Origin of the sequence: Zoogloea dura (assembly GCF_012927165.1) — a bacterium.
In the GTDB taxonomy this organism is placed as follows: Bacteria; Pseudomonadota; Gammaproteobacteria; order Burkholderiales; family Rhodocyclaceae; genus Zoogloea; species Zoogloea dura.
Map to the genome: position 1 here is coordinate 219793 of NZ_JABBGA010000004.1, position 16984 is coordinate 236776.

General features: G+C 62.9%; 18 protein-coding genes. 7 read left to right on the forward strand and 11 right to left on the reverse strand.

What is annotated here, in order from left to right; all coding sequences use genetic code 11:
* Window positions 1–66: 66 nt before the first annotated feature.
* The 9 genes from HHL15_RS07175 to HHL15_RS07215 all read right to left on the reverse strand — a co-directional run bounded on the left by HHL15_RS07175 (window position 67) and on the right by HHL15_RS07215 (window position 10138).
* Window positions 67–309, reverse strand: a complete 243-nt coding sequence (locus HHL15_RS07175; RefSeq protein ID WP_169145145.1) for a YdcH family protein — start codon at window positions 307–309, stop codon at window positions 67–69.
* Between the two features lie 80 nt (window positions 310–389).
* Entirely contained in the window at window positions 390–1529 is a 1140-nt protein-coding gene (aroC, locus tag HHL15_RS07180; protein ID WP_169145146.1) for a chorismate synthase, read from the reverse strand.
* 105 nt (window positions 1530–1634) lie between these two features.
* A complete protein-coding gene (gene ilvN / locus HHL15_RS07185; RefSeq protein WP_169145147.1) occupies window positions 1635–1970 on the reverse strand; it encodes an acetolactate synthase small subunit in 336 nt (111 codons plus the stop codon).
* An 18-nt stretch (window positions 1971–1988) separates the two neighbouring features.
* Window positions 1989–3653, reverse strand: coding sequence for an acetolactate synthase large subunit (gene ilvB, locus HHL15_RS07190; protein ID WP_169145148.1), 1665 nt, complete (start codon window positions 3651–3653; stop codon window positions 1989–1991).
* A 309-nt stretch (window positions 3654–3962) separates the two neighbouring features.
* Window positions 3963–5624, reverse strand: a complete 1662-nt coding sequence (locus tag HHL15_RS07195; RefSeq protein WP_169145149.1) for a long-chain-fatty-acid--CoA ligase — start codon at window positions 5622–5624, stop codon at window positions 3963–3965.
* Window positions 5625–5858: 234 nt separating this feature from the next.
* Window positions 5859–6305 carry a CBS domain-containing protein gene (locus HHL15_RS07200; RefSeq protein WP_169145150.1) on the reverse strand — a complete coding sequence of 149 codons (447 nt, stop codon included), beginning with the start codon at window positions 6303–6305 and terminating at the stop codon, window positions 5859–5861.
* A gap of 318 nt (window positions 6306–6623) precedes the next feature.
* Window positions 6624–7640 (reverse strand): ketol-acid reductoisomerase, encoded by a 1017-nt coding sequence (gene ilvC, locus HHL15_RS07205; RefSeq protein WP_169145151.1) that lies wholly within the window; start codon window positions 7638–7640, stop codon window positions 6624–6626.
* 73 nt (window positions 7641–7713) lie between these two features.
* Window positions 7714–8205, reverse strand: a complete 492-nt coding sequence (gene ilvN, locus HHL15_RS07210; protein WP_169145282.1) for an acetolactate synthase small subunit — start codon at window positions 8203–8205, stop codon at window positions 7714–7716.
* Between the two features lie 106 nt (window positions 8206–8311).
* A complete protein-coding gene (locus tag HHL15_RS07215; protein ID WP_169145152.1) occupies window positions 8312–10138 on the reverse strand; it encodes an acetolactate synthase 3 catalytic subunit in 1827 nt (608 codons plus the stop codon).
* On the opposite strand from HHL15_RS07215, the gene HHL15_RS07220 reads away from it, so the two are divergent.
* The 4 genes from HHL15_RS07220 to HHL15_RS07235 all read left to right on the forward strand — a co-directional run bounded on the left by HHL15_RS07220 (window position 10082) and on the right by HHL15_RS07235 (window position 12305).
* Window positions 10082–10765, forward strand: coding sequence for an RNA polymerase sigma factor (locus HHL15_RS07220; RefSeq protein WP_235943276.1), 684 nt, complete (start codon window positions 10082–10084; stop codon window positions 10763–10765). The two genes, HHL15_RS07215 and HHL15_RS07220, sit on opposite strands and share 57 nt — an antisense overlap.
* Window positions 10762–11136 carry a DUF3619 family protein gene (locus tag HHL15_RS07225; RefSeq protein ID WP_169145153.1) on the forward strand — a complete coding sequence of 125 codons (375 nt, stop codon included), beginning with the start codon at window positions 10762–10764 and terminating at the stop codon, window positions 11134–11136. Before HHL15_RS07220 ends, HHL15_RS07225 begins: the two co-directional genes overlap by 4 nt.
* Window positions 11109–11756 carry a DUF3106 domain-containing protein gene (locus HHL15_RS07230; RefSeq protein WP_169145154.1) on the forward strand — a complete coding sequence of 216 codons (648 nt, stop codon included), beginning with the start codon at window positions 11109–11111 and terminating at the stop codon, window positions 11754–11756. The genes HHL15_RS07225 and HHL15_RS07230 overlap by 28 nt, the downstream gene beginning before the upstream one ends.
* Window positions 11757–11828: 72 nt before the next feature.
* The gene (locus tag HHL15_RS07235; protein WP_169145155.1) at window positions 11829–12305 is read left to right on the forward strand and encodes an RDD family protein; all 477 of its coding nucleotides are present in this window, start codon (window positions 11829–11831) and stop codon (window positions 12303–12305) included.
* A 16-nt stretch (window positions 12306–12321) separates the two neighbouring features.
* Here HHL15_RS07235 and lptG read toward each other — a convergent pair whose 3' ends face one another.
* Complete coding sequence (lptG, locus tag HHL15_RS07240; protein ID WP_169145156.1) at window positions 12322–13398, reverse strand: LPS export ABC transporter permease LptG; 1077 nt, start codon at window positions 13396–13398, stop codon at window positions 12322–12324.
* Window positions 13398–14474 carry an LPS export ABC transporter permease LptF gene (lptF, locus tag HHL15_RS07245; RefSeq protein WP_169145157.1) on the reverse strand — a complete coding sequence of 359 codons (1077 nt, stop codon included), beginning with the start codon at window positions 14472–14474 and terminating at the stop codon, window positions 13398–13400. Before lptF ends, lptG begins: the two co-directional genes overlap by 1 nt.
* 108 nt (window positions 14475–14582) lie before the next feature.
* On the opposite strand from lptF, the gene HHL15_RS07250 reads away from it, so the two are divergent.
* Genes HHL15_RS07250 through HHL15_RS07260 form a run of 3 tightly spaced genes read left to right on the forward strand, consistent with a single transcriptional unit; the run spans window position 14583 to window position 16980 of the window.
* On the forward strand, window positions 14583–16070 hold the full coding sequence (locus tag HHL15_RS07250) for a leucyl aminopeptidase (RefSeq protein WP_169145158.1): 1488 nt from the start codon (window positions 14583–14585) through the stop codon (window positions 16068–16070).
* A 20-nt stretch (window positions 16071–16090) separates the two neighbouring features.
* Window positions 16091–16525, forward strand: coding sequence for a DNA polymerase III subunit chi (locus tag HHL15_RS07255; protein ID WP_169145159.1), 435 nt, complete (start codon window positions 16091–16093; stop codon window positions 16523–16525).
* A complete protein-coding gene (locus HHL15_RS07260; RefSeq protein ID WP_169145160.1) occupies window positions 16522–16980 on the forward strand; it encodes a hypothetical protein in 459 nt (152 codons plus the stop codon). Before HHL15_RS07255 ends, HHL15_RS07260 begins: the two co-directional genes overlap by 4 nt.
* Window positions 16981–16984: the final 4 nt, after the last annotated feature.

The window sequence follows — 16984 nt, forward strand, 5'->3', positions numbered from 1 at the left end:
TGTCTCACCCGCCTCCAAAAAGAAGAGCGCCCTGAGGCGCTCTTTGACACAACCCGGATACAGCGTTCAAACGGCAGCAACAGCCTTCAGCATGCCGTGCAACTCATCCTTCAGCTTCAGGCGGCGCTTCTTCAGCTCTTCCAGCTCGAAATCCGTGGCGACATCTTCGTTGATCTCGACGCGGACGACCTGACGATTCAGGATGTGATAGTCATCGAACAGTCTTGCGAAGTGCCCGTTCGACACCTTGAGTACGTGAATCTGATCCCGGTATTCGGGAAACTCGTGATGCAGATCGTGTTGCTCCATGCACTTCCTCCAGCTTCGTCAATCGGATCCCGTTTGAAATCCACTCTACGCCGCTGAGGCATGGCCAAAGTTGACCCTCGTCAATCCTTGGACCGGGGGGACGGCACGCTCTGGCGGGCTCCCGGCGCAAGCCCCGCGATACGGGGCGTTGGGCATTCGACATCGGCGTTCTGTGCCCGATGGCGCAGGGCATGATCCATCAGCACGATGGCCAGCATGGATTCTGCAATGGGCGTCGCCCGGATACCCACACAGGGATCATGGCGCCCGTGGGTATTTACCACCACCGCCTCGCCGGCCTTGTTGATGGACTGGCGATCGAGGCGGGTGCTGGAGGTCGGCTTGATCGCCATGCTGACCAGGATGTCCTGGCCCGTCGAGATGCCACCCAATACACCGCCGGACTCGTTGGACAGAAAGCCCTCGGGGCTCATCTCGTCGGAATGCTGGGTACCGAGCTGGGACACGCTGGCAAAGCCGGCACCGATCTCCACACCCTTGACGGCGTTGATGCTCATCATGGCGTAGGCGATGTCCGCGTCCAGGCGGTCGTAAACCGGCTCGCCCCAGCCTACCGGCACACCGGTCGCCACCACGTTGATGCGGGCACCCACGGAATCGCCCGACTTGCGCAGGTCGTCCATGTAGGACTCGAGCTGGGGCACGATGGCCTGATTGGGGGCGAAGAAGGCATTGCCATCGACCTCGTCCCACGACGCAAAGGGAATCTCGATGGGGCCGAGCTGGGCCATGTAACCGCGGATCACCACGCCGAAGCGCTCGAACAGCCACTTGCGTGCAATCGCGCCAGCCGCCACGCGTACCGCAGTTTCCCGGGCGGAGGAACGGCCACCACCACGGTGGTCGCGGATCCCGTACTTTTGCCAGTAGCCATAGTCGGCATGCCCCGGGCGGAAGCTCTCGGCGATGTTGCCGTAGTCCTTGGAGCGCTGGTCCTGGTTACGGATCAACAGCGCGATCGGGGTACCGGTGGTGACGCCTTCGAAGACACCGGACAGGATCTCCACCGCATCCGGCTCACGCCGCTGGGTCACGTGGCGCGAAGTGCCCGGCTTGCGCCGGTCGAGCTCGGCCTGGATGTCCGCCTCGCTGATGGCCAGCCCCGGCGGACAACCATCCACCACGCAACCGATGGCCGGGCCATGGGATTCACCGAAGGACGTGACACAGAACAGCGTACCGAGGGAGTTACCGGACATGGGAAGACTCGCGAAGACGAAAAGGAGAAAGACAAACCGACGCCGAGGTCAGGCGCCGGAGTCTATCACGCCGCCGGCACGGGGCCGGCGGCGCACTGCAGCCGCTTACTGGAAGAACTCGTCGAGCCTGCCAAAGACCGGGTGCTCACCGGCATGCTGATTAACATAGAGCACATCCTCCAGCTTCTCGACCTGCTTGATCATCTTGGACAGACGCTCGTCCTCGAAGATCAGCAGCCAGATGCGGCTGGTTTCACCCGTTCCCACCGGCATGCACAGGATGCCTTCAACGTTGAAGGCACGGCGGGCAAACAGGCCACAGATATGGCTCATCACCCCCGGGTGGTTGGCCACACCCAGCTCGAGCACGACCTTGGTGAAGCCGTTGTGCTCGGGAACGTCGGGGATGAATTCGGAAAGGTTGGTGTTCTGTTCGGACATCGTGTTATCTCCTCGGGCTCAGCCGATCATCTCGGAGTTGGCGGCACCCGGCGGCACCATCGGGTAGACGAATTCGTTGGGATCGATCGTGGCGTGGATCAGGCAGGGGCCCGGGGTATTGAGAGCCTCGGCCAGGGTCACACGCGGGTTCGGCGCCGGATCCAAATCCACTGCGCGCATGCCGAAGCCGTCAGCGATCTTCAGGAAGTCGGTCGGACGCTCATAGCGGGACGCCATGATGCGCTTGCCGTAGAACAGGTTTTGCTGCTGGTGCACCAGCCCCAGGGACTGGTTGTTCATCAGCACGATCTTGACGTTGACGTTCTCCTGGGCAGCTGTCGCCATCTCCTGGATGTTCATCTTCAGGCTGCCGTCACCGGAGAAGCACACCACCGTGCGGTCGGGCGCCGCCAGCGCCGCACCGATGGCCGCCGGGAAGCCGAAGCCCATGGTGCCGAGGCCACCGGAGTTGAGCCATTGGCGGGAACGGCGGAAGGGATAGGCCTGGGCCACCCACATCTGGTGCTGACCCACATCGCTGGTGATGATCGCGTTGTCGTCCAGGCAATTGGCGACCGCGTGGATCAGGCCATAGGGCGAACGCGGATTGTCGACACCGGGCATCGCCAGCGGGAAGCGCCCCTTGAGGCTCTCCACGTGGGACAGCCAGCGCTTGCGCAGTTGCGGCTTGACGCGCGGCAGCAGCTCGGAGAGCACCTGACCCACATCGCCAGCAATGGCCACATGCGCGTTCTTGACCTTGTGCAGCTCGGAGCGGTCGATGTCGATATGGATGATCTTCGCGTTCGGACAGAACTCGGCGGTCTTGCCGATGGCACGATCATCAAACCGCGCGCCGACGCAGATCAGCAGGTCGGCCTCTTCCAGAACGTAGTTGGTGTAGCGGGCACCGTGCATGCCCAGCATGCCCAGGGACAGCGGATGGTCCATGGGCATCGCACCCAGTGCCATCAGGGTCATGGTGGTCGGCAGGGAGGCCTGCTCCGCCAGGGTGACCGCCATGTGGGCTGCGCCGGAGTGGATCACGCCGCCGCCCAGGTACAGCACCGGACGCTCCGCCGACTCGATCATGCGGGCAGCCTCTTCGATCGCCGCGATGTCGAAGCTGGGCGCCGCATCGGGCACCACCACGTCGGGGAACTCCTCGAAGCTCACCATCTGGTTCTGGACATCCTTAGGCACGTCGATCAGCACCGGCCCCGGACGATCGGACATCGCGATGCGGAAGGCGGACGGCACGGCCGTCAGCAGCTCCTTGGCCGAACGGACCAGGAAATTGTGCTTGGTGATGGGTATGGTCAGACCATAGGTATCGACCTCCTGGAAGGCGTCGGTACCGATCATGGACAGGGGCACCTGGCCGGTCAGCGCGATCATGGGGATCGAATCGAGCTTGGCGTCGGCGATGGCGGTGATCAGGTTGGTGGCACCCGGGCCACTGGAGGCCAGGCACACCTCGGGACGGCCGGAGACGCGGGCCATGCCCTGGGCAATGAAGCCGGCGCCCTGCTCGTGACGGCACAGCACGTGATGGATCTGTTCGCTCTTCGACAGGGCGTCGTACATGGGCAGGGCCGCACCGCCAGGCACGCCGGCAATGGTGTTGATTCCCTGCCGCTCGAGCAGCTTCACGATCAGGTCTGCTCCAGTCATTTGATACATCGATTTCTCCTTGGACTTGAAAGCCGATGCGCTTTTCCGGCCTGTGGGGTGTGCCTAAAAGACAAAACCCCCGCCGGTTGCGCGCCGGCGGGGGTCTGAAATTCCTAACTCTTGACTGCCTTGGACCCTTACGACGCGCGCCTGCCTACGCTTACTACGCGTACTACTACGACGTCGACAGGAAGGGCGAAGGCGAAAATGGTCATGAGGTCATCTACAAGACTAAGCATTGATTATTCGCATGTCAGCTCCAAAACACAAGCCCTTTTTGCATCGCAGCACCCTGCCCCGGGCAATCGATCACACACATTAACCATCCCTCAGCACCCGCCGCAGGATCTTGCCCACGTTGCTCTTGGGCAACTCGTCGCGAAACTCCACGAATCTCGGCACCTTGTAGCCCGTGAGGCCTTCCCGGCAATGGGCGAGCAAGGCCTCTGCCGTCAGGGCTGGATCCTTGCGCACCACGAAGATCTTCACTGCTTCACCCGAGTGCTCATCAGGCACCCCCAGCGCAGCCACCTCCATCACTCCGGGATGGCTGGCCACCACATCCTCGACCTCGTTCGGATACACATTGAAGCCCGACACCAGGATCATGTCCTTCTTGCGGTCGACGATCCGCACGAAGCCCTCAGCATCGATGGTCGCCACATCCCCCGTGCGCAGATAGCCATCATGGGTGAACGCACGTGCCGTGTCCTCGGGGCGATTGTAGTAGCCCTTCATCACCTGCGGCCCCTTGACGCACAACTCGCCGGGCAGCCCCATAGCCACCTCATAGCCCTCATCGTCGCGCAGGCTGACGTCGGTCGAAGAGATCGGCAGGCCGATGGAGTGATTGAACTCGGGCAGATTCAGCGGATTGATGCAGACCGCCGGCGAAGTCTCCGTAAGGCCATAGGCCTCCGCCAGAGGCTTACCGGTAACCGCCTTCCAGCGATCCGCCACTGCCTGCTGGACAGCCATGCCGCCACCGAGGGCAACCTTCAGCCGGGAGAAATCCAGCTTTGCAAATTCGGCATTGTTCAGCAGCGCATTGAACAGGGTATTGACCCCCGTGATGACGGTGAAGGGGTGCGCGGCCAGCTCTGCAACAAACCCCGGAATATCCCGTGGATTGGTGATGAGCACATTCGCCGCGCCAATCTTCAAGAAGGTCAGGCAATTCGCCGTGAGGGAAAAGATGTGATAAAGCGGCAAGGCGGTGACGATGACCTCCTCACCCTCCTTCACGCAGGGACTGATCCAGGCGTGGGCCTGCTGCAGGTTGGAGACGATATTGCCGTGTGTCAGCATGGCCCCCTTGGCCACACCGGTCGTCCCGCCCGTGTACTGGAGGTAGGCCAGATCATCGTGCGTCAGCCTGACCGGTTGCAGGGCATGAGCCTGCCCCCGGGAGAGGGCATCCCGAAACCCGACATGGCCGGGCAGATCCCAGGCCGGCACCATCTTCTTGACGTAGCGCAGCACAAGATTGACCAGCAGGGACTTTGGAAAGCCCAGCAGATCTCCCAGCCCCGTCACCACCACATGCCGGATCTGCGTATGGGCGCGCACCTCCTGGAGCGTATGCGCGAAGTTCTCCATGATGACGATGGCTTCGCACCCAGCGTCACCGAGCTGGTGGGCAAGCTCCCGCGCCGTGTACAGCGGATTGACATTCACGACGACAAACCCTGCCCGCAGGATCGCGAACATCGCAATCGGGTATTGCAGGCAATTGGGCATCATCAGGGCAACCCGCGCACCCGGAGCAAGCCCCAGTTCTCCCTGGAGATAGCCGGCGAACTGCCGCGACAGTACATCCAGTTCCGCATAGGAAATGGACTTGCCCATATTGATGTAGGCAGTCCGCCCGGCAAACTTCGCAACGCTCTTGTGGAACAGATCGGCGAGGGAAGCGAACTCCCCGGGATCGATCTCGGCGGGCACACCAGGGGGATAGCTTTTCAGCCAAATCTTGTCCATCGTTTGTCTCCTTTGTAGTTGGTGATCGGACCTGCAACACCTGACCACATGCGTGGCACAGCCATCGGCAGGATCCCGCCCTCCCCGGCGGCCCGGCATGCATCACATGCCGGCTCCCAACATACCTTTCGACAGGCGCTTTCCGCGCCTTGTTCTTCAGGCCGCCCGCCCCCTGCGCAGCGCGGCCATCTTTACTGCAAACTCCCGGGGACCGGCTCAAGCCGTCCCCGCACATCAGGCCTGATCTTCAGCGGGCCAGTTCCTGATGTAGTTCTTGAGCATCCGGTTCTCGAAACTCTGCTCTTCGAGCACAGCCTTGGCTACGTCGTGGAAAGACACCACGCCCATCAGCACGGAATCATCCATGACAGGAAGATAGCGCTGATGATGTTCAACCATCTGGCGACGCAACTCGTCCATTTCCATGTTGAGCGCCGCGACCACGGGATCCTTGAGCATGGCCTCCTCGACCGGCAAGGCCTCCCAGGCCGCTCCAGCACGCTGGGTTGCCAGCAACACCTCGCGGAAAGTCAGAAGGCCCACCATGCGCCCCCGGTCAAAGACCACCAGCGAGCCCACATCCTGCTCCGTCATGATGGAAACAGCCTCGGCGAGGGTCTTGTTGGAGGCAACCGTAAACAGCACCTTGCCCTTGATCGCGAGAATTTCACTGACCAGCATTTTCTTTTCCTCTTGGTGGCACGGATCGGCCGAAATAAATCCTGCACCGGATGGTATTCGATTGCGCGCTGCCCGCAAAGCCTTTCGGAATCAGGACTTACCCCATGTCAAAGGGAAAAGGTCCGCCAAAAGAGGGATCCAGGGCAAAGAGCATTCACAATGCGAAAGTCGATTTCGACACAAGAAATACCAGACCTTATAAGCGCGAATGAGGATGCAAAACAGCACTGACCATCCAACCCCCCCGCGCCACACCAAAAGCACAAAAGCAAAAGGGGGACTTCCGTCCCCCTTTTGTTGCAATCATGCCTGCAGCGATCAGTTCTTGGACTGGTCGACCAGCTTGTTTGCCTTGATCCACGGCATCATGTCACGCAGCTGACCACCGACCACTTCGATCGGGTGGGCGGCGTTCAGACGACGACGGGCGGTCATGGCCGGGTAGTTGGTCTTGCCTTCCAGGATGAACATCTTGGCGTATTCACCGGTCTGGATGCGCTTCAGGGCATTGCGCATGGCAACGCGGGACTGCTCGTTGATCACTTCGGTGCCGGTCACGTACTCGCCATACTCCGCGTTGTTGGAGATGGAGTAATTCATGTTGGCGATGCCGCCTTCGTACATCAGGTCGACGATCAGCTTCAGCTCGTGCAGACACTCGAAGTAAGCCATTTCCGGAGCGTAGCCGGCTTCGGTCAGGGTCTCGAAGCCCATCTTGACCAGCTCGACAGCGCCGCCACAGAGCACAGCCTGCTCGCCGAACAGATCGGTTTCGGTCTCTTCGCGGAAGTTGGTCTCGATCACGCCACCCTTGGTGCCGCCGTTGGCAGCAGCGTAGGACAGGGCGATGTCACGGGCCTTGCCGGACTTGTCTTGGTACACGGCGATCAGGGTCGGCACGCCGCCGCCCTTCAGGTACTCGGAGCGCACGGTGTGACCGGGGCCCTTGGGGGCAACCATCACCACGTCCAGGTCGGCGCGGGGGACGATCTGGTTGTAGTGAACGTTGAAGCCGTGAGCAAACGCCAGGGTGGCGCCCTGCTTCATGTTCGGGGCGATGTCATTCTTGTAGACGTCGGGCTGGGATTCGTCCGGCAGCAGGATCATGACCACATCGGCGGCCTTGACGGCTTCTGCAACTTCCTGAACGTTGTGACCGGCATTGACGGCCTTGTTCCAGGAGGCGCCATCCTTGCGCAGGCCGACGGTCACATTGACGCCGGACTCCTTCAGGTTCTGGGCGTGGGCATGGCCCTGGGAACCGTAACCAACGATCGTCACCTGCTTGCCCTTGATCAGGGAGAGGTCCGCATCCTTATCGTAAAAAACCTTCATTTCATGCCTTTCTGACACAAAGAGTCGCAAATCGCGGGAGGGCGCCAGCCTCTGGCCGGCACCGTCCCCCGCATCACACTTTCAATACCCGATCGCCTCGGCCGACACCGCAGATGCCGGAGCGCACGGTTTCGAGAATCAGCCCGGCGTCGATGGCGCCGACGAAGGAATCGAGCTTGGCCTGGTTGCCGGTCAGCTCGATGACGTAACTGGTGTCAGTCACGTCGATGATGCGCCCGCGGAAAATGTCCGCCATACGCTTCATTTCTTCACGATCCTTGCCGGTTGCGCGCACCTTGACGAGCATCAGCTCGCGTTCGATGTGGGCGGACTCGGAGAGATCCACCACTTTCACCACTTCCACCAGCTTGTTCAACTGCTTGGTGATCTGCTCGACGACGTCATCGGAACCGCTGGTCACGATGGTCATGCGGGACAGGGAGGCGTCCTCGGTCGGCGCCACCGTCAGGGATTCAATGTTGTAGCCCCGGGCCGAAAAAAGCCCCGAGACGCGCGACAGTGCGCCGGCTTCGTTCTCGATCAGGAGGGAGATGACGTGTCTCATAATTGTCTTGTTCTGGATGGCCAACAACCCACGCAGCCAGTGGGCATCAAGCGCCGTGGAAGGGTCGGAAGCCTGCCGGATCTTCCCCACGGCAAACTCCTGCGATTCAGAGGTCCTCGGCCGACAGGATCATGTCCGTCAGGCCCTTGCCACCCTGCACCATCGGATACACGTTTTCGGTGGCATCCACCTGGAAATCGAGGAAGACCAGATCGTTCTTCTGCTTGAAGGCCTCACGCAACGCCCCTTCGACATCACCCGGCTTGTCGACCCGGATGCCCACGTGACCATAGGCCGCGGCCAGCTTCGGAAAATCGGGCAGCGCGTCCATGTAGGACTCGGAATAACGGTTGCCGTGGAACAGCTCCTGCCATTGCCGGACCATGCCCAGGTAGCCGTTGTTCAGCAGGATCACCTTGATGGGCAGGCGGAACTGCTTGCAGGTTGACAGCTCCTGGATGTTCATCTGGATGGAGCCCTCACCCGTGACGCAGGCCACCGGTGACCCCGGATGGGCAAGCTGAACGCCCATCGCTGCAGGCAGGCCGAAGCCCATGGTGCCGAGACCACCGGAATTGACCCAGCGACGGGGCTTGTCGAACTTGTAGTACTGGGCGGCCCACATCTGGTGCTGGCCCACGTCCGAAGTCACGAAGGCCTCGCCGGAAGTGACTTCCCAGAGCTTCTGGATCACGTACTGGGGCTTGATCAGACCTTCGCCCTGGGTGAACTTGAGGCAGTCGCGGCGACGCCATTCGTCGATCTGCTTCCACCACGACCCCAGGGATTCCTGGTCCGGCCGCTGCGAGGTCGCCTCGAGCTGGGCGAGCAACTCACCCAGCACCTCAGCCACGTCGCCGACAATGGGCACATCCACCTTCACGCGCTTGGAGATGGAGGACGGATCGATGTCGATGTGGATGATCTTGCGCGGCTCGGACGCGAAATGGTCCGGACTGCCGATCACGCGGTCATCGAAACGGGCACCCACGGCGAGCAGCACATCGCAGTAATGCATGCCCATGTTGGCTTCGTAGTTGCCGTGCATGCCGAGCATGCCGACGAACTGCGGATCGGTGGCCGGATAGCCGCCAAGCCCCATGAGCGTGTTGGTACAGGGGAAACCGAGCTTGCGCACCAGGGCCGTCAGCTTGTCGGCCGCGTCGCCCAGCACCACCCCGCCGCCGGCATAGATCATCGGCCGTCGCGCTTCGAGCAACAGTTGCAGGGCCTTCTTGATCTGCCCCTGATGCCCCTTGACGACGGGGCTGTAAGAGCGGATCGAAACCGTCTGCGGGTACTCGAACTCACACTTCTGAGCTGTGATGTCCTTGGGAATATCGACCAGGACAGGACCAGGACGACCCGTCCTGGCCAAGTAGAAGGCTTTCTTGATGGTGGGCGCGATGTCGCGCACGTCACGCACCAGGAAGTTGTGCTTCACGCAGGGACGCGTGATACCCACGGTATCCACTTCCTGAAAAGCATCCTGACCGATGGCGGCGGACGGGACCTGCCCGGAAATCACCACCATCGGGATCGAATCGCAGAAGGCCGTCGCGATGCCGGTCACCGCGTTGGTCGCGCCGGGACCGGAGGTCACCAGGGCAACACCCACCTTTTCGGTGGAACGGGCGTAGCCGTCGGCAGCATGGATCGCCGCCTGCTCATGACGCACGAGCACATGGCGGACCTTGTCCTGCTTGAAAAGCTCGTCGTAGATATACAGTACAGCCCCACCCGGATAGCCGAACAGATAATCGACCTTTTCTTCCTGGAGGCACCTGATTACAATTTCCGCACCGGTCATGACCATCACTGCACCCGAAGCTATATCGGCGATGTAAAACGTTGAACCATACCGCCGCCCCGCGGATTGGTCAAGGAAGCCGTTGGGCTGCCCTGCATTCACCTGCGCCAGCGGTTGCGCCATCCCTGCCCCCCGGCAGCGACAAACAGTCGGGCCAGGCGCGCCCGGACCACAAAGGATTTACCCCTGTCATCCCGCCTAGAACTATCGGATTTTCTTGCCAGCGTCGAGAGACGGGCCCTCAAGCAGGCCCTCTTTGCGGTCCGCAATGAAGAGTCGGCGCTGGATATCGTTCAGGACGCGATGATGAAGCTCGCCGAGAAGTACGGGGACAAGCCGCCGGAGGAGTTCCCCATGCTCTTCCAGCGCATCCTGCAGAACACCATCCGCGACTACTATCGCCGACAGAAGGTCCGCAGCATGTGGACCACCCTGCTGTCAGCCTTCTCCGGCCCCGAAGATGACGAACACGATCCGCTCGACACCCTCGAATCTGCCGACAGCGACTTCAAGAGTGAATCGCCTCAAGCTCAACTGGAACAAAGACAGACTCTGGTTGCCATAGAAAAGGAAATCGAAAGGCTTCCTCCACGTCAACGCGAAGCCTTCCTGATGCGTTACTGGGAAGAAATGGATATCGCTGAAACGGCTGCAGCAATGGGTTGCTCCGAGGGCAGTGTCAAAACACACTGTTCCCGTGCCACGCACACCCTTGCTGCTGCACTTGCTGCAAAGGGCATCAAACCATGAACGAACGGGAACTCCAGATCAGGATCCGGCAACATCTGAACATGTCTGCCCGGGAAATCTCCCTGCCGGCGGCCAATCGTCTGGCCGAAGCGCGACAAAAGGCCCTGTCGCGACAGAAGGTACGCGTCAAGAGACTCAGCCTGGCGGGCATCGGCCAAAGCATGGTCGAACATATTCTTCCGCATGGCCGGACTGCGGTCGCCATGCTGGTGGTCCTGCTGCTCGCCGTGGGCAGCGGCTTCCTCGGCGAACTGCAGCATGTGGCTGACCTTGAAGAAGTGGACAGCGCTCTGCTCGCCGACGACCTTCCCATCGACGCTTACCTTGATCGCGGATTCGACGCATGGGTTCAAAACGAATCTCCCGACTGATCGCCGCGATTGCTCTCGTGGCCTCGACCCAGGTCGTGGCCACACCGCCTCTCACGGTTCCTGCCTGGAAAGACCTCTCGCCTGAGCAGCAGCGCACGCTCGCCCCGCTGGCCAAGGAATGGAAGGACCTCCCCGACGATCGCAAGCGCAAGTGGGCAGGCATTGCTGACCGCTTCCCCGGTTACACCCCGGAAGAGCAGTCGCGCCTGCAACGACGAATGGAGACCTGGTTCGCCCTGACCCCTGAAGAACGCGCCACGGCACGTGACCAGTACCGCAACCTCCAGCGCATCCCCGCCGAGAAGCGCGAAGTTCTGCGCGAGAAGTGGATCACCTACCAGGAACTGCCCAGCGAGGAAAAGTCGCGCTTCAAGGAGGCCGCCAGCAAGCCGGCCGCCAAGGCCTCCGTCCCCAAGACCGGCGCCGCCCCCCTCAAGCCGCTGAGCGCCCCCCTGCCCCCCCGGGTTGTCGTCCCGAAGAAGCCCGCACCGCCTCCACCGGTCGAGCCCGCCACGGTCCAGGAGACCCCGCCCCCGCCTGCTCCGGGCACCACTGCCATGCCGCCCGCGCTGGAGCCTCCCGCGGGCGCCAGCACCGCCATCGTTTCCGGCAAACCCTGACCCCAGCCACAGCCTCCCCGCCCCCGGGGAGCAGCTGGCTGCGGACGCTCTCAACCGCTGCCTCCCCATTTCATGCCCCAGACCTCTCCCTCTTCGCCGTCGGCGACGCACCCGCGCCAGCTCGCCGAACTCGCCGGGCTGCGCCGCCGCCTGGCGAGCATGCTTTATGAAACGCTTCTTCTTTTGGGGGTGCTGGCCCTGACCTTCATGGTCCCGCTTCTCATCCTCGGCATAGGCACGGGCTACAGCCCCCCGGGCGAGCTACTGTGGATCCATGTGTTCATAGTGCTGGGGATGTACTTCCTGTGGTACTGGCGCAGAGGCGGCCAGACCCTGGCCATGCAGACCTGGAAACTGCGCATCGTGGATACGGCCGGCAACCCGGTCAGCCTCGGGCGCGGGTGGGCACGCTACGCCCTGGCCTGGCCGTCGGTGCTGTTTCTTGGAATGGGCCTGTGGTGGGCCCTGATCGACCGGGATCGGCAGTTCCTGCACGATCGCCTCGCCGGCACCCGGATCGTCCTGCTCTCGGGACAACCGACCGCCTGAAATACAGGAGCGGGCCTCAGCGTCGCTCCACCCACCACATCATGAACATGGCCGCCAGCAGGAAGGCGATGCTGGGCGTCAGCGCCGCAACGGCGGGCACCCAGCCGTTGATCACGCCCAGATTGGAGAACAGGCCATTGAGCAGGTGGAAACCCACCCCGATCATGATGCCCGAGAAGACTTTCAGGCTGACCCCGCCCATCCGCGTCTGCATGTAGCCGAAAGGCAGGGCCAGCCCCATCATCACCAGGGACGCAAAGGGGTAGGCCAGCTTCTTCCACAGGGCAATCTCGTAGCGCGTCGTGCGCTGACGGTTTTCATCCAGGTGGCGGATGTACGAATACAGGGTCGACACCGACATCCGTTCCGGCACAACCATCAGCACCGACAACACATCCGGCGTCAGCTCCGAGTGCCAGATCAACTCGTCGATCTTCAGCACCTCGGTCCGCTCGCCATGAAACACCGTCTTGCCGACTCCTTTCAGACGCCAGCCGGCACTCTTGTCATACGCACCGGACTCGGCCTCGCTGATGGACAGCAGCATCGCCCGATCATCGAACTCGTAGATGCGGACACCCTGCAGCGAGGTATCCGGCAGCACGCTGCGCACATTGACGAACAGATTGCCATCACGCACCCACAGACCGGTCTTCAGCTCCTGGGACACCATCGAACGGGTCGCGGCCAGGCGCCATTGCTGCGCGGCGCGCTCCGCCGGCGGCGCCAGGTATTCACCAAACACGAAGGTCAAGGCCACAAATACCAGCCCCACCGACAACAACCCCAGCAGGAAACGCCGGGTCGACAGGCCGGACGCCCGCAGCACGGTGATCTCGGAATGCCGCGCCAGGGTGGTCAACGCATAGAGCGTACCGATCAGCACCGCGATGGGCAGGAGCTCGTAAACACGCCCCGGCATGATCATTAGCACATAGATCGCGGCGTGATGCAGGGCATAGCCGTTCTTGCCGACATCGTCCAGCTCGTTCACCAGGTCAAAGAAGGCGAACAGGCCAAGAAAGGCCAGGAGCACAAGAGCGACAGCCGCGTAGATCTCGCGGCTGATATAGCGAATATAGACAGGGATCATCAGCTTCTGCGCCAGCGGGCGAACACGCTCAGACGCCGGTAGAACAGCAGGGCCAGCACGCCGAGCATCACCACGTGGGGAACGATCAGGCCCACGTCGAAACGCAGCCGTCCCTGCCCGACCCAGGCCTGGCAGACGCTGATCGTGTTGCTGTAAATGAGATAGACCAGGATGGCCAGGATCAGGTTGTTGGTGCGCCCTGCCCGCGGATTGACGAAGGACAACGGAATCGCCAGCAAGGCCAGCATCACCGCCAGCAGCGGCGTGCTGATCCGGGCCAGCAGCTCGGCCTGGTTGCGCTGGTCCGGATTCTTGATCAGGGCCGGCAGGGCCAGGGTCTTGGGCTGGCGGGGGCCATCGACCGCCTCCTTCGACTCCATGAGGATCTGGTAGCGCTCGAACTCCATCACCCGGTAGCTCGGCGTACCCGGCGTGCCCTCGTAACGACGCCCGTTCTCGAGGACCACGAAGCGATTGCCGTTGGGATCCACCTCCATGTGCCCCTCGGCCGCCACCATCACACCCAGGCGGCCATGCTGCATGCTGCTCGCGAACACGTTGCGGACCCGCCCCGCATCGCCTGACAAGGCCTCGACGAAGAACACCCGCTCGCCGCCCGACGACTCACGGAACAGGCCGGGCGCCACCCGGGTGACGTCATCGCGATTGTTCAGTTGCTCCTTGTACTCGACGCTCTTCTTCTGGGCCCAGGGCGCGCCGAAGAGGGACAAGGCCGCGATCACCACCACCACCGGAAGCACGAAGCGCAGCACCGGCCGCACCCACGCGGTGAGCGGCAGGCCACTGGAAAACCAGACCACCATCTCCGAATCCCGATAGGAGCGGGACAAGGACATCAGCACGGCGATGAACACGGTCAGGGACAGCACCACCGGCATCTGGGCGACGGCACCGAAACCGATCAGGGCCAGCACGGCGTCGGCCGGCACACGCCCTCCCGCAGCCTGACCCAGCAGGCGGATCAGCACGGTGGAAATAAGAATGGCGAACAGCGCCACAAAGACCGCCACGGCGTTCTGCGTGAATTCGCGCTGGGCAGCTCGGAGAAAAATCATGCGGGGGCAGTAATTGGCGCCTGGGAAGGCCGTTTTGACGTCTGCCGGGGTGGCGGCCATAATGTGCCGCGATATCCCCAATTGACGCGTGTTTCCAAGGAGAAGCGGGTGGAATTTACCATAAAGGCCGGAGCCCCGGAAAAACTCAAGAACGGCTGTGTGGTAGCGGGCGTTTTCAGCGGCGGCGAGCTGTCTGCAAGCGCCAGGGCCCTCGACAAGGCTGCTGACGGTGCCATTTCGACCATCCTGGCGCGCGGCGACCTGGACGACAAGGCCGGCGCCACGCTAATGCTCCACGCCCTGCCCGGCCTGGCCACGCCCCGCGTGCTGCTGGTCAGCCTGGGCAAGAGCGACGCCCTGTCCGACAAGGCCTACCGCGATGCCGTGTCTGCCGCTGCGCGCCAGCTCGGCGCCTCGCCGGCCGAAGACGCCGCCTTCTGCCTGGCTGAAGCCGAAGTACCGGGCCGCGACCTCGCCTGGCGCCTGGCCCAGGCCACCCAGATCCTGCTCGACAGCACCTATCGCTGTGACGAACTCAAATCCAAGCGGGACGAATCCCGCAAGGATGTCCGCCAGATCGTCTTTGTCACCCGCGCCAAGATCGACGACAACCTGAAGGAGGCCGTGCGCGAAGGCCAAGCCATCGCCGAAGGCATGGCCCTGGCCAAGACCCTCGGCAACCTGCCCGGCAACGTGTGCACCCCGGGCTACCTGGCCACCACCGCCAAGAAGCTCGCCAAGGACCACAAGATCAAGGTCGAGGTGCTCGAGCGCGCCGACATGGAAAAGCTCGGCATGGGCTCCCTCCTCTCTGTGGCCCGCGGCTCCCACGAGCCCCCCAAGTTCATCATCCTCAACTACAAGGGCGGCAAGGCCAAGGACAAGCCGGTCGTGCTGGTCGGCAAGGGCATCACCTTCGACACCGGCGGCATCTCCTTGAAGCCCGGCGAGGGCATGGACGAGATGAAGTACGACATGTGCGGCGCCGCCAGCGTGCTCGGCACCTTCAAGGCCATCGCCCGCATGGAACTCCCGATCAACGTGGTCGGCCTGATCCCCACCACCGAGAACATGCCCGGCGGCTCGGCCATCAAGCCGGGTGACATCGTCACCTCGATGTCCGGCCAGACCATCGAGATCCTCAACACCGACGCCGAGGGCCGCCTGATCCTGTGCGACGCCCTCACCTACGCCGAGCGCTTCGAGCCGGCCGCGGTAGTCGACATTGCCACCCTCACCGGCGCCTGCATCATCGCCCTGGGCAACCTGACCTCCGGCCTGCTGGCCAACGACGACCAGCTCGCTGCCGAACTGCTCGCCTCCGGCCAGGCCGCCGGTGACAAGGCCTGGCAGCTGCCCCTGTGGGACGAGTACCAGGACATGCTCAAGAGCAACTTCGCCGACATCCCCAACATCGGCAGCAAGGGCGCCGGCACCATTACCGCCGCCTGCTTCCTGGCCCGCTTCACCAAGGCCTACAAGTGGGCCCACCTTGACATCGCCGGCACCGCCTGGAAGTCGGGGGCCGACAAGGGCGCCACCGGCCGGCCCGTGCCGCTCCTCACCCGCTTCCTGATCGAGCGGGCGTCCCGCTGAGCACCACCCCGGGCCTTCCCATGACCACCGAGATCCGCTTCTACCACAACGCCCCGGACCGTCTGCGCGTCGCCTGCGTGCTGACCGCCAAGGCGTGCGCAGGTGGCAAGCGCATCTCGGTGTTCGCACCAGATGGTGGCACGGCCCGCCATTTCGACCAGATGCTGTGGGCCTTCCAGCCCCTGGCATTCGTGCCCCACGTCCCGGCTGGCTCGCCACTCGCGGCCGAAACCCCGGTGGTGATCGGCACCACCCTCGACGTGCTTCCCCACGACGACGTCCTGATCAACCTGGGTGACGAACTCCCCGCCGGCTTCGACCGCTTCGAACTGGTGCTCGAGATCGTCGGCCCGTCCGACCCCGAGAGGGCTGCCGCCCGTGGCCGCTACCGGGACTACAAGGCCCGCGGCTACACCCTGGCCGCCCACGACCTGGCCCAGCGGAGCGGCGAATGAACATCCACCACAGTTCCGACTTCGAGATCTCCCTCGAGGACGAGGACACCGAACCTCACTTCTCCGCCGAAATCGACGCGGACAGCGCTGATGGCGACGACCTGCCGGTCCTCACCGAGGTGGTCAGCGAACGGGTCGAACCCTATATCGGCGAGAGCACGCCCATCATCCTCGAGCCGCTCACGCCAGACCCGGCGCCCTTCGCGGCGCCCGCCGGGATCGGCCCGGAGGCCGCCACCAACCTGATGGCGGAACGCCTGATCGCCCTTGAAACCGCGATCAGCCGCCACATCGAGGACTGGATGGCCAATGAGCTGCCGCAGCTCATGTCGCGGGAGCTCGACGAATTCGCCGACCGCATCCGGGTCAAGGCGGTGGCCCACCTGCGCAGCACCCTCCTCCCCCTGATCTCCACCGAGATCGCCGACAACCTGGACGACGACAGGAGCACCTGAGGCC